General features: G+C 42.4%; 25 protein-coding genes. 17 read left to right on the top strand and 8 right to left on the bottom strand.

Translation table 11 applies throughout. The annotated features are described in order from the left end of the window. Positions 1 to 24 precede the first annotated feature (24 nt). The 11 genes from essA to NSS75_RS17105 all read left to right on the top strand — a co-directional run bounded on the left by essA (position 25) and on the right by NSS75_RS17105 (position 8,538). Positions 25 to 477 carry a type VII secretion protein EssA gene (gene essA, locus NSS75_RS17155; protein ID WP_081638360.1) on the top strand — a complete coding sequence of 151 codons (453 nt, stop codon included), beginning with the start codon at positions 25 to 27 and terminating at the stop codon, positions 475 to 477. 63 nt (positions 478 to 540) lie between these two features. Continuing rightward, complete coding sequence (locus NSS75_RS17150; protein WP_024122694.1) at positions 541 to 1,272, top strand: (S)-benzoin forming benzil reductase; 732 nt, start codon at positions 541 to 543, stop codon at positions 1,270 to 1,272. A gap of 197 nt (positions 1,273 to 1,469) precedes the next feature. Then, positions 1,470 to 2,000, top strand: coding sequence for an HD domain-containing protein (locus NSS75_RS17145; RefSeq protein WP_024122693.1), 531 nt, complete (start codon positions 1,470 to 1,472; stop codon positions 1,998 to 2,000). A 185-nt stretch (positions 2,001 to 2,185) separates the two neighbouring features. Beyond that, the gene (locus NSS75_RS17140) at positions 2,186 to 2,422 is read left to right on the top strand and encodes a YuzF family protein (protein ID WP_024122692.1); all 237 of its coding nucleotides are present in this window, start codon (positions 2,186 to 2,188) and stop codon (positions 2,420 to 2,422) included. A gap of 436 nt (positions 2,423 to 2,858) precedes the next feature. Further along, on the top strand, positions 2,859 to 3,968 hold the full coding sequence (locus NSS75_RS17135; RefSeq protein ID WP_024122690.1) for an AI-2E family transporter: 1,110 nt from the start codon (positions 2,859 to 2,861) through the stop codon (positions 3,966 to 3,968). 59 nt (positions 3,969 to 4,027) lie between these two features. After that, the gene (locus NSS75_RS17130) at positions 4,028 to 4,249 is read left to right on the top strand and encodes a spore germination protein (RefSeq protein WP_044158952.1); all 222 of its coding nucleotides are present in this window, start codon (positions 4,028 to 4,030) and stop codon (positions 4,247 to 4,249) included. Between the two features lie 73 nt (positions 4,250 to 4,322). Then, positions 4,323 to 4,571, top strand: coding sequence for a YueH family protein (locus tag NSS75_RS17125; protein WP_024122689.1), 249 nt, complete (start codon positions 4,323 to 4,325; stop codon positions 4,569 to 4,571). 70 nt (positions 4,572 to 4,641) lie between these two features. Next, complete coding sequence (locus NSS75_RS17120) at positions 4,642 to 5,040, top strand: DUF1694 domain-containing protein (RefSeq protein ID WP_095713979.1); 399 nt, start codon at positions 4,642 to 4,644, stop codon at positions 5,038 to 5,040. Between the two features lie 96 nt (positions 5,041 to 5,136). Next, positions 5,137 to 5,688 (top strand): isochorismatase family cysteine hydrolase, encoded by a 552-nt coding sequence (locus tag NSS75_RS17115; RefSeq protein ID WP_106019480.1) that lies wholly within the window; start codon positions 5,137 to 5,139, stop codon positions 5,686 to 5,688. A 15-nt stretch (positions 5,689 to 5,703) separates the two neighbouring features. Next, positions 5,704 to 7,173: a nicotinate phosphoribosyltransferase gene (locus NSS75_RS17110; RefSeq protein WP_024122686.1), complete on the top strand. Its 1,470-nt coding sequence runs from the start codon at positions 5,704 to 5,706 to the stop codon at positions 7,171 to 7,173. A gap of 135 nt (positions 7,174 to 7,308) precedes the next feature. Next, on the top strand, positions 7,309 to 8,538 hold the full coding sequence (locus tag NSS75_RS17105) for an EAL and HDOD domain-containing protein (protein WP_044158949.1): 1,230 nt from the start codon (positions 7,309 to 7,311) through the stop codon (positions 8,536 to 8,538). On the opposite strand, the gene NSS75_RS17100 is transcribed toward NSS75_RS17105, so the two are convergent. Beyond that, the gene (locus NSS75_RS17100) at positions 8,514 to 8,882 is read right to left on the bottom strand and encodes a hypothetical protein (protein ID WP_024122684.1); all 369 of its coding nucleotides are present in this window, start codon (positions 8,880 to 8,882) and stop codon (positions 8,514 to 8,516) included. The two genes, NSS75_RS17105 and NSS75_RS17100, sit on opposite strands and share 25 nt — an antisense overlap. 460 nt (positions 8,883 to 9,342) lie before the next feature. Here NSS75_RS17100 and degQ point away from each other — a divergent pair, with 460 nt between their 5' ends. From degQ to NSS75_RS17070, 6 genes are all read left to right on the top strand, one after another. After that, positions 9,343 to 9,483, top strand: a complete 141-nt coding sequence (gene degQ / locus NSS75_RS17095; RefSeq protein ID WP_024122683.1) for a degradation enzyme regulation protein DegQ — start codon at positions 9,343 to 9,345, stop codon at positions 9,481 to 9,483. A 184-nt stretch (positions 9,484 to 9,667) separates the two neighbouring features. Beyond that, entirely contained in the window at positions 9,668 to 10,528 is an 861-nt protein-coding gene (locus NSS75_RS17090; protein ID WP_101860066.1) for a polyprenyl synthetase family protein, read from the top strand. A 12-nt stretch (positions 10,529 to 10,540) separates the two neighbouring features. Beyond that, entirely contained in the window at positions 10,541 to 10,705 is a 165-nt protein-coding gene (gene comX, locus NSS75_RS17085; RefSeq protein ID WP_105991648.1) for a competence pheromone ComX, read from the top strand. A gap of 11 nt (positions 10,706 to 10,716) precedes the next feature. Beyond that, entirely contained in the window at positions 10,717 to 13,017 is a 2,301-nt protein-coding gene (locus NSS75_RS17080) for a histidine kinase (RefSeq protein ID WP_339234063.1), read from the top strand. Between the two features lie 80 nt (positions 13,018 to 13,097). Further along, positions 13,098 to 13,742, top strand: a complete 645-nt coding sequence (gene comA / locus NSS75_RS17075) for a two-component system response regulator ComA (RefSeq protein WP_024122680.1) — start codon at positions 13,098 to 13,100, stop codon at positions 13,740 to 13,742. Between the two features lie 17 nt (positions 13,743 to 13,759). After that, entirely contained in the window at positions 13,760 to 14,140 is a 381-nt protein-coding gene (locus tag NSS75_RS17070; RefSeq protein ID WP_024122679.1) for a hotdog fold thioesterase, read from the top strand. Positions 14,141 to 14,178: 38 nt separating this feature from the next. On the opposite strand, the gene mnhG is transcribed toward NSS75_RS17070, so the two are convergent. Genes mnhG through NSS75_RS17035 form a run of 7 tightly spaced genes read right to left on the bottom strand, consistent with a single transcriptional unit; the run spans position 14,179 to position 19,947 of the window. After that, positions 14,179 to 14,553, bottom strand: a complete 375-nt coding sequence (gene mnhG / locus NSS75_RS17065) for a monovalent cation/H(+) antiporter subunit G (RefSeq protein WP_024122678.1) — start codon at positions 14,551 to 14,553, stop codon at positions 14,179 to 14,181. Beyond that, positions 14,537 to 14,821, bottom strand: a complete 285-nt coding sequence (locus NSS75_RS17060) for a Na(+)/H(+) antiporter subunit F1 (protein WP_024122677.1) — start codon at positions 14,819 to 14,821, stop codon at positions 14,537 to 14,539. Before NSS75_RS17060 ends, mnhG begins: the two co-directional genes overlap by 17 nt. Then, entirely contained in the window at positions 14,821 to 15,297 is a 477-nt protein-coding gene (locus tag NSS75_RS17055) for a Na+/H+ antiporter subunit E (RefSeq protein WP_044158941.1), read from the bottom strand. Before NSS75_RS17055 ends, NSS75_RS17060 begins: the two co-directional genes overlap by 1 nt. Positions 15,298 to 15,302: 5 nt before the next feature. Further along, positions 15,303 to 16,784, bottom strand: a complete 1,482-nt coding sequence (locus NSS75_RS17050; RefSeq protein ID WP_103671366.1) for a Na+/H+ antiporter subunit D — start codon at positions 16,782 to 16,784, stop codon at positions 15,303 to 15,305. Continuing rightward, positions 16,777 to 17,118 (bottom strand): Na(+)/H(+) antiporter subunit C, encoded by a 342-nt coding sequence (locus tag NSS75_RS17045; RefSeq protein ID WP_095713974.1) that lies wholly within the window; start codon positions 17,116 to 17,118, stop codon positions 16,777 to 16,779. Before NSS75_RS17045 ends, NSS75_RS17050 begins: the two co-directional genes overlap by 8 nt. Continuing rightward, positions 17,118 to 17,549, bottom strand: a complete 432-nt coding sequence (locus tag NSS75_RS17040) for a Na(+)/H(+) antiporter subunit B (protein WP_024122673.1) — start codon at positions 17,547 to 17,549, stop codon at positions 17,118 to 17,120. The genes NSS75_RS17045 and NSS75_RS17040 overlap by 1 nt, the downstream gene beginning before the upstream one ends. Continuing rightward, positions 17,542 to 19,947 carry a Na+/H+ antiporter subunit A gene (locus NSS75_RS17035; protein WP_095713973.1) on the bottom strand — a complete coding sequence of 802 codons (2,406 nt, stop codon included), beginning with the start codon at positions 19,945 to 19,947 and terminating at the stop codon, positions 17,542 to 17,544. The genes NSS75_RS17040 and NSS75_RS17035 overlap by 8 nt, the downstream gene beginning before the upstream one ends. Positions 19,948 to 20,130 lie beyond the last annotated feature (183 nt).

Genomic DNA, 20,130 nt, shown 5'->3' with positions numbered 1-20,130 from the left:
TTGGAAAAGGGGATCATGATGTGTATGCTCTCCTTTTCCCTTTTCATACCCTCTGCCGCTGCTGCCGAAACCGAAGAAAATACGGATGTCGCGCCAAACCAATATGAAAAGAAAGATATTGAAATCGATACGAATTATTTGCATGAAGATTCTTCCTATGAGGAGAAAACAGAACTGCCTGAGGAGCAAAAGGATATTACCTTTGATAAGCCGAAGGATCGGGACGCCGAGCTGATAAAGGATTTGTTTACATCAACAGATGCCGAGGGCTCCAACACCATCGCCGCTCAATCTAAACAGCTTGGGATTACATTTGCCGAGAAACCGATCACAAAAGCGTCATCAACGGAAATGAAAGAAAAAGATTCATCTTCACTCCTGCTTCCGATCATCTATAGCGTGCTGATTCTGCTTGGGATCGCAGGCATTGTTTTTCTCATACCAAAGGTTATCGTGCAGGAAAATAAAAAGGCGTAAGCGCCCGCGCTTGTTTTGCATAAAAGCGGTCCGTACAATAAGAACGGAAGGAGGAGGTTTCCAATGGAACTTTATATCATCACCGGAGCGTCAAAAGGACTGGGGAAAGCCATTGCATTACAGGCTCTGGAAAAAGGCCATGAAGTCCATGCTCTGTCCAGAACAACAACAGATGTTTCTCATGAGAAACTGACACAGCACCAGATCGACCTGATCAATCTCACAGAGGCTGAGCAGCAATTCAAAACATTGCTTTCATCCATCAATCCGGCTGATTATTCAGCCATCACACTGATCAATAATGCCGGAATGGTGACGCCGATCAAACGCGCCGGAGAAGCGTCTCTTGAAGAGCTGCAGCGCCATTATCAGCTTAATCTGACAGCGCCGGTGCTCTTGAGCCAGCTGTTTACCAAACAGTTTGCTGCTTTCAGCGGAAGAAAAACAATCGTAAATATTACCTCTGGCGCGGCCAAAAACCCATACAAGGGGTGGAGCGCGTATTGCAGCTCAAAAGCCGGACTTGATATGTTTACGAGAACGTTCGGATTTGAACAGGAGGATGAAGAACTGCCGGTGAACATGATTTCTTTCTCACCGGGTGTCATGGACACTGACATGCAGGCCGTCATCCGTTCATCATCGAAAAAGGATTTCCACGATATCGAGCGGTTTCGGAAATTGAATGAAACAGGAAGCCTTCGCAGTCCGGCCTTTATTGCCGGCACGCTGCTTTCTTTATTAGAGACAGGCGCGGAAAACGGGCGCATATATGATATTAAAGAGTTTTTGTAGAGCAGAGTGAATCTGCTCTTTTTTTATATAAAAAGGCGATAACTTAAGCATTCCGGAGTCCGGCTGCATATACTGACTGAAACTCTGCTTTTAGGGTATAACAAACATGAAAAGTAAACAAAAATGATATGACATAAGAATTGAGTTTCTCTGCAAATTATGTTAGGATTCTAAAAATATCTAAAGGAGGGGTTTCCATGAGAAAGGTTACATTAATGGATGTCTTCGCCCATCCAATTGCACAAAAATATTTACAGCGTTCCGGCGTGGCTCATGCGATTGCCTGCGCCTATCATGCATACAGGCTGTCTGTAAAGGCTGATATCAGCCCTGATTTAGCCGCAAAAGCGGCATTGCTGCATGACATCGGACATTATGAATGGTATACAGACGGAAAATGGGATTATGAGAAATACAGAAGGAATGACATCCATGCCATTAAAGGGGCGGAACGGGCGCATAAGCTCTTGATTCGTCTTGGTGAAGAACCGAAAGCGGCAAAAGAGATTGCTCTTGCCATATTGCTTCATACCGATTCCTATCTGCCTGAAGGTGAACTCGATAAAAATACGCTGCAGCAGATTGTCAAAAAAGCGGACGAACTTGATGAAGAACCTGGCGGCCACCATCATTACCGACAAATTGACGAAGCAACCGCACTGAAAAAAATAGAAAAACTGGACCGATTAATCGACCAAGCCCAGTCTTCTATAAAAAAGCCTGTATAGGTCCCGCCTGTATTCGGAACAGCGTCCGCTTTCTTCGCTGTCTCCGTTTCATCACCATTTCCTTACACCCGCGTGAATCACACTCCCCAATCGTCTCCGCATCCCCTGGTGTTATCCGGTAAGCCTGTGTCATTATCCTTAACCGTGGCATAAGCTGAGATAAAACATATAAAGGGGATTGAAGTATGGCCAACCAAGGTAGTCCGCAACTGGTCTCATTAGTCGATCCTTATGTCTATCAGACCATCAAAAAGCTCATCGGCTCAAAATTCATTATCCAGACAGTACGAGATACGGTCAGAGGCAGACTGATTGATGTAAAACCGGACCATATCATCATTGAAGCAGCCCGAAATTCTGTTTTTTTTATCAGTATCCAGCACATGGTTTCCGTCACGCCAGATTACAGTGAACGGGTGTAACAGTGCTTGCGCTTGAAAAATAGGCGTACACAGGGACGTCCTATTTTTCAGTTAAGCGCTGTAAAAACGCTCCGTCATAAATTGTGCCGCCAAGATCAAAGCCGGAGCGGTCATCTGAAATAATGCCTAAACAACAACCGAAGTGATACCCGCCCGCATCCTTTACATATAAACGGGGCTTCCCGGCAAACGGAGCACAGCGCCGCTGCCTCTCAGTCATTCTATCGTTTTGATTCACATCAAGCAGGATAAAATCTAAACGTTAAGCTAGTCCGCAAGTACATAAATCAGTGCGGCGTCCCTGCCGTATGTCACAGCCTGCATAATCAACAGCCCATTCACTGATTAAGAGTTCTGATATCAGTTCATTTTTGTTACAATGATGGGGTGCAAGTTCTTTTATCTGATAGACAAAGAAAAACTAGGAGGAACAAGCTTGTTGAAATCAAAAGTCCATTTTTGGACATTGCAAATTTTATTTGTTTTGCTGATTATTTTCGTAGCAACAAAAGTTTCATTTGTGTTTCAGCCGTTTATCGTGTTTATCTCGACATTGTTTTTCCCGATGCTGATCGCCGGAATTCTGTATTTTATTTTTAATCCGGTCGTCCGACTGCTTGAGAAAAAAATGCCGCGGACATTATCGATTCTGCTCATCTATTTAGTATTTATCGGTTTGCTTGCCTTCGTTTCTGCGGCAGTCGGGCCTGTCATTACATCGCAGGTGACCGGGCTGTTTAACAATCTTCCTGAATATATAAAACAGATTCAGGCATTAACAAAAGATTTATCTCACTCTCAGTGGTTTACCTGGATGATGACACAGGATTATGTATCCATATCAAAAATTGAGCAGTCTCTGACAAGCTTTCTCCAAAACCTGCCGCAAAATATTACATCCAGTTTATCCGCGGTGTTTGGTGTCGTGACAAATATCACACTTGTCATTATCACTGTTCCGTTTATCCTCTTTTATATGCTGAAGGATGGACACCGCTTTCCGCACCTGGCAGTCAAAATTCTTCCGGCTTCTTACCGGACAGAAGGTCTAAAGATCTTTAAGGATTTATCCGACACACTCGCTGCGTATTTTCAGGGACAGCTGTTAATCTGTCTTTTTGTAGGGACAGCGTGCTTTATCGGATACTTGATTACCGGGCTGCCATATGCGCTGATTCTTGGAATTGTCATGGCCATTACAAATATCATTCCTTATGTCGGGCCTTTTCTCGGCGCTGCGCCGGCTGTCATTATCGGCTTTATGGATTCACCGGCCAAAGCGCTTTTTGCGATCATTGTGGTTGTGATCGTTCAGCAGCTCGACGGAAATCTGCTTTCTCCGCTCGTTATCGGAAAACGTTTGAATACGCACCCGCTTACCATCATTTTGCTGTTGATTGGAGCAGGAAGCTTCGGCGGCATTCTCGGCATGATTTTAGCTGTGCCGGTGTATGCGGTAGTCAAAGCGTTTTTCCTGAATATCGTGCGGCTGATCAAGCTGCGCCAGCGGTCACGCCTTGAAGAAAACGAACGTCCCGCTGAATAGGCGGGCACCATTGGCTCCTTTCCGCATATGATGCTGTAAATCAGTGCGGAGGTGGGGAAATGCCTGCGATTGTAGGGCCGATATATATTATGTCTATATCAGGTGATGCTGCGGCCAGCTTTGGAGATGTGTTTGCGATTGCGCCGAAAAGCGTCGATCACACAGGTGCTGGGTCTGGCACATTTCAGCTGGGGGATTTTGTGAAGATCAATAACGAATATAGTAAAACAATTTTAAACGATGCCGATATCATTGATGATACCGTTTCGTTTAACGGGTAACAGCCTTTTCTAGAGAGGCTGTTGCTTTTTTATTGTATAATATGGATAGTCTTTTAGTTAGCGAGGTCATGTTATGAAAATCAGAAAAGCAAATATCAGCACACAAACAGGAATGATCACTGATGTATATCTGCATGAAAACAGAAAAGAGCTGCATACGCTAGTAGCCGTTCCGCAGCTGGAGTGGAGCACGATTATTTCATACGAGGAAGAAAAATCATCGCTGCCTGAACGGCTGGAGGCTTCTTTGCGCCGGCATACAGAGGACGAGCCTGCTGGTGAGCTGGCAAAAAAAATCATTCACTGGGTAACGGAAATGTAACAGCCCTTGAAAGTTTAGCCCCCGCAGGATCAGGCGATAATGAAGACAAACAAGACGGGAGGACGAGCTTTTGAGTGATGAAACGCTGGATCTCTATTTACAGCAAGGAATGTACGGGCCGCTGGAAACAAAACCAGATGAGCGCCATTTGTTTTTAGGCTCATTGCGGGAAAGAGTGCTTTTGGCACTGACGAAAGGGCAGGTGCTCAGAAGCAAACCGTATCACGAAGCGGAGCAAGCGTTTAAACGCAATAAACATATATCTCTTCTTATCAATGGAGAGCTTCAGTATCAGTCTTATTCACCTTATGTAAAAATGGCGAACCGAAACGGAGTGCCTTTTAAAGTCGTATCTGATCTTCAGTTTCATACGCCTTTAGGCCTTATCATTGCGGCGGACAGTGCGGTAAATCATGAATCTATATATATTCAGGACGACATTTTTAACCGGTCGGTGCTGAAATCTTAAGAGACAAACGGACTGTTTGTCTTTTTATTCATGGCAATTCCCTTACAACGGGAGATAAGATATAATGTTCTCATACTGATGGCGGGGAGGCCGGCTATGAAAAAAGCACTTATTTGTATTGATTATACGAATGATTTTGTGGCGAGTGATGGAAAATTGACCTGCGGGGAGCCCGGCAGAATGATTGAAGAGGCGATCGTCAATTTGACAGAAAACTTTATCACAAACGGTGATTACGTCGTATTTGCAGTAGATTCTCACAATGAAGGGGATCAATATCACCCTGAAACCCGTCTGTTCCCGCCGCATAATATCAAGGGTACGGAAGGAAAAGACCTGTACGGAAAGCTTTTGCCTCTATATCAGAAACATGCACATGATCATAATGTATATTACATGGAAAAAACGAGATATTCTGCTTTTGCGGGTACTGATTTAGAACTGAAACTCAGAGAGCGGCAGATTGACGAGCTGCATTTAGCCGGCGTCTGCACAGATATCTGTGTCTTGCATACAGCGGTTGATGCATACAACAAAGGTTTCCGGATTGTTGTGCATAAACAGGCTGTTGCCAGCTTTAATCAGGAGGGGCATACGTGGGCTCTTTCCCATTTTGCAAACAGCATCGGAGCGCAAGTGGCAGAGTAAGGAAGGGGAAAAACAGTGTTAGAGTACGGTTTTAAAGATGACAGCCTGTCATTACATACAGACCTTTATCAAATCAATATGGCGGAAACTTACTGGAGAGACGGCATTCATGAAAAGAAAGCGATTTTTGAGCTTTTTTTCAGAAAGCTTCCGTTTGAGAATGGCTATGCGGTTTTTGCGGGCTTGGAAAAAGCCATTGAATATCTGGAAAACTTCAAGTTTACCGATAGTGACCTGACTTATTTACGAGATGAGCTTGGCTACCATGAAGATTTTATTGATTATTTGAGCGGTTTATCTTTTACAGGTTCTCTTTATTCCATGAAAGAAGGAGAGCTGGTTTTTAACAATGAGCCGATTATGAGGGTGGAAGCTCCTCTTGTAGAAGCGCAGCTTATTGAAACAGCTTTGCTTAACATTGTGAATTACCAAACATTAATCGCGACAAAAGCAGCGCGCATCAAAGGCGTCATTGGTGATGAAATTGCACTTGAATTCGGAACAAGACGGGCGCATGAAATGGATGCGGCTATGTGGGGAGCGAGAGCAGCGTTAATCGGCGGCTTCAGCGCGACAAGCAATGTAAGAGCCGGAAAGCGCTTTAATATCCCGGTATCAGGCACACATGCCCATGCGCTAGTGCAGGCCTACCGCGATGAATATACAGCATTCAAAAAATACGCGGAAACGCATAAGGATTGCGTCTTCTTAGTCGACACGTATGATACGCTTCGTTCAGGCATGCCGAATGCGATTAAAGTGGCCAAGGAATTCGGAGACCGCATCAACTTCATTGGCATCCGCCTGGATAGCGGCGATTTGGCGTACCTGTCAAAAAAAGCCCGGAAAATGCTTGATGAAGCAGGGTTTACAGACGCGAAAGTCATTGCATCGAGTGACTTGGATGAGCATACCATTATGAATTTAAAGGCTCAGGGAGCGCGCATAGATGTCTGGGGTGTCGGCACGAAGTTGATTACAGCTTATGACCAGCCGGCTCTCGGCGCGGTTTATAAGCTCGTCTCCATCGAAGAAAACGGAGAAATGGTCGACACGATCAAAATTTCATCCAACCCTGACAAAGTGACGACACCTGGCAGAAAGAAAGTGTACCGGATTATTAATCAGTTAAATCATCATTCTGAAGGAGATTACATTGCGCTTTATGACGAGCAGGTGAATGACCAGAAGCGGCTGAGAATGTTCCACCCGGTTCATACCTTCATCAGCAAATTCGTCACGAATTTCTATGCGAAGGATCTTCACGAGCTGATTTTTGAAAAAGGCATCCTATGCTACCAGAACCCTGAGATTTCTGACATTCAGCAATATGTACAAGACAACCTCAGCCTTCTGTGGGAGGAATATAAGAGAATCAGCAAACCTGAAGAATACCCGGTTGATTTAAGCGAGGACTGCTGGAGCAACAAAATGCAGCGGATCCATGAAGTGAAAAGCAGACTTGAAGAAGAGCTCGAAGAATAAAGCAAACTGGCCTTTCGTTCGCGAAGAGGCCAGTTTTTTTGTGGGAATAATATTTTTCATGTTTAGACAAATTTCGTCAAATTATTTGATATACTTAGGGTGGAAAGCCGCGTGTTTTGTAAGGAGGATAAATCAATGAGGGTGTTTGTTGCAAGACAGCCTATATTTAATCGAAAAGAACAGGTTGTCGCTTATGAACTTTTATATAGAGAGAGCGAAGAGAATGTGTATTCCGCTGCAGACGGCGATCAGGCTACAACAGATTTGGTGATTAACAGCTTTTTAAACATCGGAATCGAGAAGCTGACAGAAGGAAAACGCTGTTTTGTCAATTTCACTGAAAGCCTGATGTTTTCGGATCTCCCCACCTCCTTCAATCCAAAACAGCTTGTGATTGAAATCCTTGAAGATATACCGATCACTCCGGCTCTCGTCTCAAGGTGCAGAGAGCTGAAAAAAATGGGGTATACGCTGGCACTCGATGATTTTTACGCGATAAACCCGAAAAATGAAAAATTATTGGAAAAGCTCATGAGCTATATTGATATATTGAAAGTTGATTTTCTTAAAACCACCCGAATGGAACGCCGAAACATTTTGCAAACCTACAGCTATTGCGGCCTGATTTTTTTAGCTGAGAAAGTAGAAACACGCAAAGAATATGAACAAGCGGCGCAAGATGGCTTTCAGTTATTCCAAGGCTACTTTTTCAGCGAACCGCGCATCATCAGCGGCCATGATCTGTCGACCCATTTTTATTCTTACTATGAATTGCTCAACGAATTAAGCAAAGAGCAGCCTAACATCCAGCGTGTAACTGAGTACATAGAACGTGATTTATCGCTGTCATATCAAATTTTAAAATTCTTAAACTCTTCCCATAGCCGCTTAACCCAAAAGATCGACAGCATTAAGCAGGCTATCATGCTTCTTGGGTTTAACGAAATCAAACGGTGGATATACATCCTATCCTTTAAGGATTTAAGCAGAAAAGGGAATTCCAGCAAACACGAAATCATAAAAATTTCTTTAATGAGAGCAAAGCTATGTGAACTGTTGGCTAGAAAAACAGCGCGCCCGCAGCCGGCCTCGTATATGCTGATCGGGATGTTTTCTCTCATAGACACCCTTTTGCACAGAGAAATAGAAGAGATTATTCAAGAATTGCCTTTAATAGATGAAGTAGGTCAAGCGTTATTAGGTCATCAAAATGACTATTACCAAATGCTTGAGCTTGTGAAGTTAATCGAAACCAACAATTGGGACACTTGCGGAGAATTAGCAAAAGAATTGGACAAGGAAGAAGCGTACGACTGTTATTTGGAAGCCTTGGAGTGGTGTCATAAGCTCATGGGCGAAAAGTAATTGCGGTCTTCTGACCACCGCAATGCCACGATAATTCGGCTTTGCGTGCTGATCAGGCTGATGTATATGCCATCGGGATTAAAGACCGAATCCACATCATGCCGGACGCCTGTCTGTTTGATTAGACGTTTTACTGTCTGTTTATCTGACTGCTCCGCTGCGGTCATGATGCGGCGCGAAAGCTCCTGTGACCCCGCAATGCGCCTAAGTACAAGCTGAGCATCAGCGAGCAGCCCGGCGGCATCCTGTGCGGAACGGATAAAGGTTTCTGTATTGGCGGCAGGAGCGGGCGGACGGCGTATGTCGTACGGATAGACGTAAAACCAAGGATAAGGATATCTCATGGAAGCACCTCGCAAAAAGGGGATATGTCTATATGTATAGATCACTCAGGTGCTGGATATGACAAAGCGAAAAGGCCACAACTTTGCGTTGCGGTCTTTTCGGTGTTTGTCGGTCACGATACGCCAAGAATCGCATATTGAATTTTGAAAAAGCGGCGAGGGGGACTATAGTCTTACATTGTGAAACAGATAAACACAATAAAATCAAAGGAATTAAGAATCTTTCTCAATTCCATCTTAAATCACCGTTTTCACACGTAGAAAAATAGTCCTGTTCTCATTGTGATTCCTTTAAGCACAAAGACCTATTGATATTTGCGGTGTCACGCAGGATCTTTTTGTATACTTTTCGGTGAAAAATAACTCGAAACCAGATACACTATTAGTAACAGATCAAATACCTAGGACTCGTTCACCATACACAATTCATTGATCTTTCAAAAAAAGGAGTGTGGAAACGATGGAAAAGAAACTTGAAGAAGTAAAACAATTGTTATTCCGACTCGAACTTGATATTAAAGAAACGACAGATTCATTACGAAACATTAACAAAAGCATTGATCAGCTCGATAAATACACATATGCAATGAAAATTTCGTAAAAAAGACTTGGAAACAAGTCTTTTTTTTCGTTCTTCCCGTACAATAAATGGATAAAGTATTATATGATTGTTAAAAAACGAAAAACTTGCTGTCCTTTAAATGTCCCATTTAGTAAAATGGAATGGGAAGGGGGAAGTCGTTATTGAGCAGATGTGTTTAGATACTGTCCGGATCAAGGAGAAAATGAAGGATATTGTAAGCCAAAAAATAATGAATCAAGACTTGAATCACTATCTTCAGGATTTTATTGGATCCAAGGATACTTTTGAGTTTGCTGATTTGGCTTTTCATCATTATCTAGCTTTTAACGGTCAGGACAAAAAAGCAATTGAATTGCTAGCTGCCGGAATTGAATTGCTTATACTCTCATTTGATATTTATGATGACTTAGAGGATAAAGACAATGTAAATGCTGTATGGATGAAGATTGACTCGTCTATCGCTTTAAATGCCGTTACAGCTCTTTACACCCTAAGTATTCAGGTTATGTGTCAAGCTAGTCATGAACCAGAATTTTCACAAGAGATATTGAATTTTGCGTTACAATCAATTCAAGGCCAGCATGATGATATTGTGAATGCGCCGCAAACTGAAGAAACCTGTCTTGACATGATCAAAAATAAGTCAGGAGCGCTAACGGCATTGCCCTGTGTAATGGGAGTAATGCTGGCAACAGGCAAATACCATCCCATTGTGGCTTCTTATTCTTATGAACTTGGCATTATTGCACAAATTGAAAATGATTACCAAGGTTTATATTATTTAAATAACGATTTTGTTCAGAAAAAGAATACATTGGCATACTTATATTTAAATAAACGTTTTAATGAAGCTTCTGAAGAAATCTTGAGTTGGTATGAAAATGCTGCGTTGTTCTTATCATTAGATCCCAAATATATAAAAGATAAACTAACTGAGGCAGGCGTAGTGCAATATTTACTTGTGATGAAACACTTGTCATTACAAAAACTCAAAAAAGAAATCGCTAGATTAGATTTACAAGATAATAAGATAGAAGAATTAATAACAGGAATGATAAAATAAAGGAGGATTTATATGCAGGAAATCGTTGGATACTTAGTGAAAAATCCGGAAGTTTTAGATGAGGTCATAGAAGGAAGAGCCTCCTTATTGAATATAGATAAGGATCAATTGAAAAGCATAGTTGATGCTTTTGGAGGATTGCAAATTTATACCAATGGTAATTGGGTTCCTTCGTGAGGCTTTATTAAATGAAGGCATGGTACAACAAAGTTTCAATTTTGTTGATTTTAGTAAGTTTAGTTTATGTAACTTATTTAACGTATATAAGTTCGAGTAAACTTTTAGTTGGTGCAGCGGTAGCCAAAAACCATGACAATGAAGTTGTGGTAACAAACATTGAGGAATTCTCTACGGCTTACTATTCTGGATTACAAAAAGGGGACGTTATTAAAAGTATTAATAATCATAAAGTTAAACGTCCTCTTGAAGTTCAAAAATATAATTCAAACCATGTGAGTTCAATAGTCGTCGAGAGGGATGGAGAAAAGGTTAGGGTTAAGCCTGATTTAATGAATGATGGGAATTTTACTACTTTTGTAATCCCACTAATATTTTATATAGCTTGTCTATTTTGTTGTTTCTTTGTCCTGAAAATAAATGAATCGAAAAAATTATTCTCTGCTTTAATTTTAATCATTTTTTTGTTATCTGCTTCTTTAGCATATTTAAGTGCGGGTGGATCCGCAAAGGGGGATTTGTTAAGCAGATGTATAATGGTATTCACTTTAACATCTGTAATGCTTAACTATCTTCTCTTCTTATATCAGTATTTTAAAGAGCTAGGCACTGTGTTATTTAACAAAAAAGTTTTTATATTATATTCAATTCCAGTATTAAATCTAGTTTTTGAATTGTTTCGTACTCAACTTTTCTTTAGGCATTATGTGCCTAAAATAAATTTACTATCGTTCTTTATTTCATTTATAATCGTGAGCGTTTATTTTGGATCTATTTTAATTAAAAGTAAGGATACTGAACAAGCGCATATTATAAAAGTTCTTACCATAATTAATATTTTATCTTTTTCGCCGTTTTTGTTTTTATATATAATACCTTATGTATTCTTAGGTACAGATGGCATTTCTTCTTTTCTAGCTGCTTCTTTTATGTTCCTAATACCATTTTCTTTGGTTTATCAATTTATGACAAATAAAATTTATAATGTGGACTTTATTTTAAGCAGGTTAAAATATTATGGAATATTAGCATTAACACCCACAATTGTTTTAGTTACTGTATTTGAGTTAATGGGAAGTCCAGCTGGAGATTATTATTATTTCAGACTTGCGATTCTGATGTATTTGATTATGGTGGCAGTGTTTTATTATAAAGAAGTACTTGATTTCAGATTTAGATTAAAGAGAGTTTCGGAAAAATTTAATTATCAAGACAGCACATATAAATTTACACAGCTGATTAGAGACTCAACCTCCTTGACCCAAGTATTTGAAGAACTGAAAAACACAATACTTGAGGTTTCACTTGTAAGCAGAGCTCATGTTTATGAGGTTTCAGCTGATGGAAGTATTAAACTCCATGAAGAACTTAATATAAATTCATTTGAAAAAGTCTATCAAAAAGAGTTCAAAAAAGTAACATCTGAAATTGGTAAAATTGTTGAATTTAATAAGGGATTTGTCATGAAAATAGGTGAACGCGGCGGAAAATCATTTGTGATTCTATGTTTATCTAAAATGAATACGCCCCGCCTCACGCTTGAAGAACTTTCTTGGCTGAAAACCTTGGCTTTTTATACAAATGTCTCAATCGAAAACGTCATGAAAATTGAAGAGCTGATGAGTCATTTAGAAGAAATAAAACAACAGGAATCAAACCCCGTCTGGCTCAAAAAACTCATGTACACCATTGAAGAAAAACAACGCTCTGATCTCGCCCGCGATCTCCACGATTCCGTTCTTCAGGATCTGATTTCATTAAAACGCCAGTGTGAGCTGTTTTTGGCTGATTTTAAGAAGGATGATGATCCATGTCGTGAAGAGGTGCAGGGCAAGCTCGTGCAGATGAATGAGCAGATGTCTGATGTGATTTCGATGACGAGAGAGACGTGTCATGAATTGCGGCCGCAGCTTTTGTATGATTTGGGACTGGTGAAGGCGTTGTCCAAGCTGGTGGCGCAGCAGCAGGAGCGGGTTCCGTTTCATATCCGCTTAAATACCGGCAGATTTACGGCGTCGCTTGATTTGGATTCGCAGCTGAATTTGTACCGGATCATTCAAGAGTTTTTATCAAATGCAGTGAAACACTCTCAGGCGACGGAAGTGCTTATCATGCTGATCAGTATTCAGAACAAAATTGTTCTTCATTATGAGGACGATGGTGTCGGATTTGATCTGGAGAAAAATAACGAACATTCCATGAGTATGGGTCTTTCTGGCATTAAGGAGCGAGTCAGGGCTTTAGATGGACGCCTCCGAATCGAAACAAGTGAAGGAAAGGGCTTTAAGGCCGATATTGAAATGGAATTGTAATGGTTTTATAACGTAAACGACTTGGCAGAAGCCAAGTCTTTTTTATAAAATGGAAATGAGTGAGTAAAAGGGAGGAAAACATGAAAAAGATACTAGTGATTGATGACCATCCGGCTGTCATGGAAGGCACCAAGACAATTTTGGAAACGGATTCGAATTTGTCTGTTGATTGTCTCAGTCCTGAACCCAGCGAACAGTTCATACACCAGCATGATTTCTCATCATATGATCTCATCTTAATGGATTTGAACTTAGGCGGCGATGTCAATGGGATGGAGCTTTCTAAACAGATTTTACAAGAGAATCCTCATTGTAAAATTATCGTATATACCGGTTATGAGGTCGAGGATTATTTTGAGGAAGCGATTCGTGCGGGTCTGCACGGCGCCATCAGCAAAACCGAATCAAAGGAAAAGATCACCCAATACATATATCACGTGCTCAACGGAGACATTTTAGTCGATTTCGCTTACTTTAAACAGCTGATGACTCAGCAAAAAACAAAGCCGGCCCCTTCCTCTCAAAAAGAACAAGATGTGCTCACACCAAGAGAATGCCTGATTCTTCAAGAAGTTGAAAAAGGTTTTACCAACCAAGAAATTGCAGATGCGCTTCATTTAAGCAAGCGGTCCATCGAATACAGCCTGACGTCGATTTTCAACAAGCTTAATGTCGGTTCCAGGACGGAAGCGGTGTTGATTGCAAAATCAGACGGTGTGCTTTAAATAAGGGAGTTAAAACTATGGATATGAAACATACATTGCTTGGCGCGCTGGGAATTGAAATTGTAGAAAGCACAGCGGAACGCTGCGTGGCAGTGATGCCGGTGGATCATCGGACCGTCCAGCCCTTTGGTTATTTGCATGGAGGCGCTTCAGTGGCTCTTGCGGAAACTGCGGCGAGTGTGGGTGCCCAGCATCTAATCGATTCTCGTACACAAGCTTGTGTCGGTTTGGAGATTAACGCCAATCATCTGAAATCTGTCAAGGAAGGAACGGTAAAGGCGGTAGCCGAGCCCGTTCATAAAGGCAGAACGACCATTGTGTATCAGATTCACATTTATGACGGGCAAGAGAGGCTGATCTGTATATCCAGATGCACGCTGGCTGTCATCACAAAATAAAAAAACAGCCGGAACTCTGCCTGTCCGGCTGCTCATTTTTATAGGTAAGAATCCTCTTTTCGTTTAATTACAAAGTTTCTGATTCCGTTATAGTCATCCTGTACACTTCTTTCATCCAGCTTGACACCAGAGTTGTACGCAGCTCGGCAGATCAAGTGTCCCCCGACCGGCGTCGTAATAAAGATAAAGAAAATCCCGAGCAGAATTTTTGCTGATATCTCTCCTGTTATAAACCACAAAAAGAAGAAGACACCGAGCAAAATCATATTTACCCCTAATGTTGAGCCTTTAGAAGCAGCGTGAGAGCGTGTGTACATATCGGGAAGGCGAAGCGTCCCGAAGGAAGCCGCAAGACAGATTAGCGCCCCCATTAAGATCAATATCGCCACTGCTATTTTAGCGATCACGATCATTTTCGATAATCTCTCCTTTCTCTAAGAACTTAGAAAACGCAATGGTTCCGATAAAAGACAAAATACCCAGCAATAATATGATATCAAGAAAAATACTCGTATTCAGCAGGATGGAGACAAGCGCTGTCATCGCTATCAGATTAATGCCGATTGCATCCAGAGCCACAACCCGGTCAGGAACAGTCGGCCCTTTGATGACACGAACGACATACAACAGGGTGGACACCGCCATAATGCCGAGCGCGATTTGAAGGATTAACGTAAACATCAGCGGCTCACCTCCTGTATGGCTTTTTCAAATGACTCACGAATATCAAAAATCGCTTTTTCCGCATCCTCAATATCCATCGCGTGAATATAGAGAATGGTCCGGTCATCGGAAATATCCATGACCAATGTTCCCGGCGTTAATGTAATAAGCAGTGAAAGCAGGGTAATTTCCCAATCCTTTGTCAGCTCTGTTTTAAATGCGAATATGCCTGGTTTGATATCCAGTTTTGGCGACAGGACTGTTTTCAGCACACTGACGTTGGCAAGGTATAATTCCCTTATAAAGATCAAAAAAAGTTTGATAATCGAAAACATTTTCCATAGATAAAACGGATGAGCAAGGAAGCGCCGGAAGAAGAAGAGAGAGATCATTCCCAGGATAAAGCCTGTGATGAATCCGGCGGCGCTTGCGTCATTGCTCAGGAACATCCAGCAAAAAGCGAGAAATACATTTAATAAAATTTGAAATGCCATGCGATCTACTCCTTCAAAACAGCTTCAATATATTTTTCCGGATTCAGCAAAGTCTCGGCCGCTTGATCAACGTACGGTGACACCCATTCTGTACCCAATCCGAAGAGAAGAGACAGCAAGAGAAAAATAGCTGCCGGATATAGAAGCCCTTTAGCTGTTCTAAGATTTTGCTTCGGTGTTTCTTTTTCTTCGCCCCAAAACGCATGGATAAAGATTCTTAACACGGAATACAGGACGAGCAGGCTTGAAAGCAGGATCAGCATGGAAATCGTAAATTCACCTTCAGCGAAGCCGCCTTCTGCAATTTTAAATTTGCCTACAAATCCGCTGAGAGGCGGGATGCCGGCAAGAGATACAGCCGACATGAAGAACATCCATCCAAGAACGGGGTATCGTTTGATCAGCCCGCCCATTCGTTGCAGGCTTGCTGTTCCTGTCAAAGCAATCAGCGTGCCTGCCAGCATAAATAATGCGCCTTTAATCAGCATGTCGTGAATCAGGTAGTAAATCGCACCTTGAATGGATGCGGGCGTTTGAACTGCAACACCGAACAAAATAACGCCGACAGCGGTAATAATGTTATAGATCACGATTTTCATGACATTCTGATAGGCAAGTGAACCGATGACACCTAAGATGACAGTGAGAGCCGCGAGCCATATCATCAGCTGGTGGGTAAACGCTGTATCGTGAATGAAAATCAGTGTGAACACTCTTGTGATCGCATATAACCCGACCTTTGTCAGCAATGCGCCGAACAATGCAGAGATGGCTGCCGGCGGCGCGTAATAAGAGCCGGGAAGCCAAAAGTAGAGAGGGAAAATCCCGCCCTTCATACCAAACACGATAAGTAACAGGACACCGATTACAGTAATCAGCCCAGTTTGTCCGGATTCGCTGATTCTCACACTTAAATCCGCCATGTTTAATGTGCCGGTCACCGCGTATAAAAAGCCGACGCCGATGACAAACAATGCTGATGACACAATATTAAACACAATGTATTTAAGCGACTCCCGCAGCTGAATTTTTGTGCCGCCTAATACAATCAGCATATAAGAAGCAATAAGCAGAAGCTCGAAAAATACGTACATATTAAATAAATCGCCTGTTAAAAACGCTCCGCTTACACCAGCCAGCAAAAACTGCACGCCGGAATAATAAAAGGCACGTTCCCGTTTTTCACCGATAGAACGGAAGGAATAAAGCACAACCAATAATCCGATGACTGCCGTGGTGAGAACAAGCAGGCTGGCAAATTGATCTGCAACAAGCACAATTCCGTAGGGGGCTTTCCAGCCGCCCAAACTGAGTGTCTGGATGCCCTTAGTAAAGACAGTCTGTACGAGTATGCCGCTGATCACAATCCCGATTGCCGACGCCGCAGTGCTGAAGATCCGCATGAGCATGATGTGTTTGTTCATGAAAATCAGCAGAATGGCGGACAGGAGCGGGATCAGAATTGGCAATATAACAAAATTATTCATGTTGATCATTTCCCCTCATTTGATCCAAATCGTCCGATTTCAATTCCTGATAGGCCCGAAACGCCATGACGAGGATGAAGGATGTAACTCCAAATGAAATGACAATAGCCGTCAAAATCAGGGCTTGCGGAAGCGGATCGACAAATGACTTGGCATGCTCGCTCAAAATCGGAGCGGCGCCTTTTTTTAATCCTCCCATAGTTAAAAGCATTAAATGAACGCCGTGGCTCAAAAGCGCTGTTCCGATAATGACCCGAAGCAGGCTTTTAGACAGCAGCAAATACGTAGCAGCCATAAAAATAATACCTGCTGTAACAGCCATTAAGATTTCCATTATTCTTCCTCTCCAATCGTTTGAATAATGGTCATCGTAATGCCTACGACAACAAGATAAACGCCTAAATCAAAAAGCGTCGCCGTGGCGAGCTCCGTTTTCCCTAAAATCGGCAGATGAAAGTAACCGAATGTGTGGGTTAAGAAGGGCGCTCCGAAGACAAAAGAGCCAACGCCTGTTAAGACAGCGAGCAGCAGACCGGCTCCCGCGACGTAAATGAAATTAACCGGCAAAATGGAACGCACGGTTTTTAAATCATAAGCCAAGAGCAATAGAACGATGGAAGAGGACGTGATCAGCCCGCCGACAAAGCCTCCTCCAGGGGCGTTATGCCCCGATAAAAATAAATAGAAAGAGAAAAGCAAAATGATAAAGGATACAAGCTTTGTCACGGTTTGAAGAATCAAGTCATTTGTTTTTTGTTCATTCACCGCTTTTCCCCTCCTCTTTTACTTTTGTTTTAATCATGCTGAAGATGCCGAGAGCGGCAATCGTTAATACTGTAATTTCAAACATTGTATCAAAGCCCCTGAAATCAACGAGAATGACATTGACGACATTATCTCCTCCGCCAAGATCGTGGCTGTGCTTTGTAAAGAAGGAGGCGATACTGTCTTTTGTCCGCTGGCTTGAGGATGCAATACCGAGCAGGGTGACAATAATGCCGACTCCTAAAGCAATGATAAAGTTTGTCATTCGGAACGTTCTCGTTTTCTTTTTCAGCCGCAGTTTCGGCAAATGATAGAAACAAAGCAGAAACAGGGCGACGGAAATCGTCTCAATGACCAGCTGGGTCAAAGCCAAATCGGGCGCTCTGAAAATAACAAAAAACAATGCAAGCGTATAACCGACAACGCCAAGTGAAATAATCGCCGTCAGTCTGGATCGGGCGAATACAGTCGCCGCTGTCGCGCTGATCATGACAAGTGTCAGAATCATTTCGTATATGCCGATTTTCGCCATACCCTCAGTTGTAAAGGAAAATCCGCCTTTCAAAACGAGAGCCCCGCTCATCAGAATGATAAATCCAGCGAAGATATATAGAAGATAATCCCGCAAAAATCCGGTCATATATTGTTTTGTCACTCGATAAGAGCCTTTTTCCATGATGGTCAGGAGCTTCTCGTATAACCGATTGAGCGTGAGTTTCGATGGAAACAGCTTATAGATCCCTTTCCACTTGTTTATCGTCAAGTATCCGATCGTACCGACAGCGATAATGCCCAGTGTCATCAGAACTTCGGCTGTAAACCCGTGCCACTGCGAAATATGAACATGAAACTTCTCATGGCTGTCCAGCAGTGTCGGATAGATTGAATTCATCGCAGGCTCTATCAAGCTGTAGGACAATATATTCGGGAAAAAGAAGAGACTGACAGCGAGCGCAACAAGAATGACAGGTGATACGAGCATTCCAATCGGCGCTTCATGAGCCTGTTTTTCGAGTTTTTCAGGCTGGTAATTGCCTTTAAATGTTTTAAACAGCAGTTTCATGCTGTAGATAAATGTAAACACACTTCCTGCCCAAGCGAGGACAGGGAACAGCGCTCCCCACGTCTGGACGTTGAACAAATCGACATGTGTCACACGAAGCATGCTGGTGAAAAACATTTCTTTACTCAAAAATCCGTTAAACGGCGGGAGACCAGCCATTGAAAATGTGCCAATCAAGGAAATCGTAAATGTAATCGGCATGATCGCCATCAGTCCGCCGAGCTTTCTGACGTCCCGTGTGCCTGTTTCATGATCAATGATGCCGACTGCCATAAACAAGCTTCCTTTAAAGGTAGCATGATTGATGAGATGGAAAATGGCAGCCATGGCGGCAACTGTGTAATATTCTGTATGGCCGTAATGCAGGGCTGCAGCGCTGACACCAAGCATCGAGATGATCATGCCGAGCTGGCTGACGGTTGAAAACGCCAAAATGGATTTTAAGTCGGTTTGTTTGACGGCATGGAATGAACCCCAAACCATGGTGAAAATCCCGACGAGAGAAACAATCCAAAACCACTGAGCTGAAAAGGCGAAAATAGGACTGAATCTTGCAATCACATAAATTCCCGCTTTGACCATCGTTGCTGAATGGAGATACGCGCTGACAGGCGTCGGCGCTTCCATGGCGTCAGGCAGCCAAATGTAAAAAGGAAACTGGGCGGACTTTGTAAATGCGCCTAGTAAAATCAAAATCATCGCCGGAATAAATAGATCATGGCCGGCAATCAACTGAACCTGATTGATCATTTCTCTGATACTGAATGAATCTGTGATCAGATAAAGGAGAATGAATCCTCCCAGCATACACAGTCCGCCGCTTACCGTAATCAAGAGCGATTTTGCGGCGCCGTAGCGAGATTTTTCACGCTTGTACCAATATCCGATCAGCAAAAAGGACGAAAGGCTGGTAAGCTCCCAAAACATGTAGAGAACCATGACGTTGTCAACAAGAACAACACCGAGCATAGCGCCCATGAACATTAATAAATAGACATAAAAAGGCCCAAGCTGTTCTTTTTCTTTCGATAAATAAAAAATACTGTAAAGAGTGACCAACGAGCCGATCCCCGTTATCAGTAAGGCGAATAGCAGTCCGAGACCGTCTACATAAACGGTAAAGTTAATGCCTAATGAAGGAATCCACTCCAATACCGATCGTAATGTTTCTCCCGACTGAGTCATTCTGATCATTGGAAGAAAGTATATAAACAGCAAGACGGGCAGGATCAGAACAAACCAGCCCGTATGCACTCTTTTTGCGTATTTTGCCAGAAAGGGAATGATAAAAGCAAATACAAAAGGCGATAAAATAGCAAAATGTAAGAGCTGCAAAGACAAGACCTCCTTTTCTTTAATTGAAACCTGTTCTATGTATAAATAATTAGAATATACGGTCAAACGACCCAGTCCAAATTATATCGCACTTTTTTGGAAGCCGCCATGCTTCAACCTGCCGCGAATGAATTTTACAAGTTCTTTTGACCTTAAAATAAGTTTAACAAAAATCAGGTTATT

This window comes from Bacillus sp. FSL K6-1012, from assembly GCF_037964915.1.
Taxonomy (GTDB): domain Bacteria; phylum Bacillota; class Bacilli; order Bacillales; family Bacillaceae; genus Bacillus; species Bacillus halotolerans.
Note: the sequence above shows the minus strand (reverse complement) of the source record. Positions and strands in the feature narration are given on the sequence as shown.

What these genes read in the sequence shown, in the direction of transcription:
- essA (WP_081638360.1), top strand. Translation starts at nt 25, where the DNA reads ATGCTCTCCTTTTCCCTTTTCATACCCTCTGCCGCTGCTGCCGAAACC.
- NSS75_RS17150 (WP_024122694.1), top strand. Translation starts at nt 541, where the DNA reads ATGGAACTTTATATCATCACCGGAGCGTCAAAAGGACTGGGGAAAGCC.
- NSS75_RS17145 (WP_024122693.1), top strand. Translation starts at nt 1,470, where the DNA reads ATGAGAAAGGTTACATTAATGGATGTCTTCGCCCATCCAATTGCACAA.
- NSS75_RS17140 (WP_024122692.1), top strand. Translation starts at nt 2,186, where the DNA reads ATGGCCAACCAAGGTAGTCCGCAACTGGTCTCATTAGTCGATCCTTAT.
- NSS75_RS17130 (WP_044158952.1), top strand. Translation starts at nt 4,028, where the DNA reads ATGCCTGCGATTGTAGGGCCGATATATATTATGTCTATATCAGGTGAT.
- NSS75_RS17125 (WP_024122689.1), top strand. Translation starts at nt 4,323, where the DNA reads ATGAAAATCAGAAAAGCAAATATCAGCACACAAACAGGAATGATCACT.
- NSS75_RS17115 (WP_106019480.1), top strand. Translation starts at nt 5,137, where the DNA reads ATGAAAAAAGCACTTATTTGTATTGATTATACGAATGATTTTGTGGCG.
- NSS75_RS17105 (WP_044158949.1), top strand. Translation starts at nt 7,309, where the DNA reads ATGAGGGTGTTTGTTGCAAGACAGCCTATATTTAATCGAAAAGAACAG.
- NSS75_RS17100 (WP_024122684.1), bottom strand. Translation starts at nt 8,882, where the DNA reads ATGAGATATCCTTATCCTTGGTTTTACGTCTATCCGTACGACATACGC.
- degQ (WP_024122683.1), top strand. Translation starts at nt 9,343, where the DNA reads ATGGAAAAGAAACTTGAAGAAGTAAAACAATTGTTATTCCGACTCGAA.
- NSS75_RS17090 (WP_101860066.1), top strand. Translation starts at nt 9,668, where the DNA reads ATGAAGGATATTGTAAGCCAAAAAATAATGAATCAAGACTTGAATCAC.
- comX (WP_105991648.1), top strand. Translation starts at nt 10,541, where the DNA reads ATGCAGGAAATCGTTGGATACTTAGTGAAAAATCCGGAAGTTTTAGAT.
- NSS75_RS17080 (WP_339234063.1), top strand. Translation starts at nt 10,717, where the DNA reads ATGAAGGCATGGTACAACAAAGTTTCAATTTTGTTGATTTTAGTAAGT.
- comA (WP_024122680.1), top strand. Translation starts at nt 13,098, where the DNA reads ATGAAAAAGATACTAGTGATTGATGACCATCCGGCTGTCATGGAAGGC.
- NSS75_RS17070 (WP_024122679.1), top strand. Translation starts at nt 13,760, where the DNA reads ATGGATATGAAACATACATTGCTTGGCGCGCTGGGAATTGAAATTGTA.
- mnhG (WP_024122678.1), bottom strand. Translation starts at nt 14,553, where the DNA reads ATGATCGTGATCGCTAAAATAGCAGTGGCGATATTGATCTTAATGGGG.
- NSS75_RS17060 (WP_024122677.1), bottom strand. Translation starts at nt 14,821, where the DNA reads ATGTTTACGTTAATCCTTCAAATCGCGCTCGGCATTATGGCGGTGTCC.
- NSS75_RS17055 (WP_044158941.1), bottom strand. Translation starts at nt 15,297, where the DNA reads ATGGCATTTCAAATTTTATTAAATGTATTTCTCGCTTTTTGCTGGATG.
- NSS75_RS17050 (WP_103671366.1), bottom strand. Translation starts at nt 16,784, where the DNA reads ATGAATAATTTTGTTATATTGCCAATTCTGATCCCGCTCCTGTCCGCC.
- NSS75_RS17045 (WP_095713974.1), bottom strand. Translation starts at nt 17,118, where the DNA reads ATGGAAATCTTAATGGCTGTTACAGCAGGTATTATTTTTATGGCTGCT.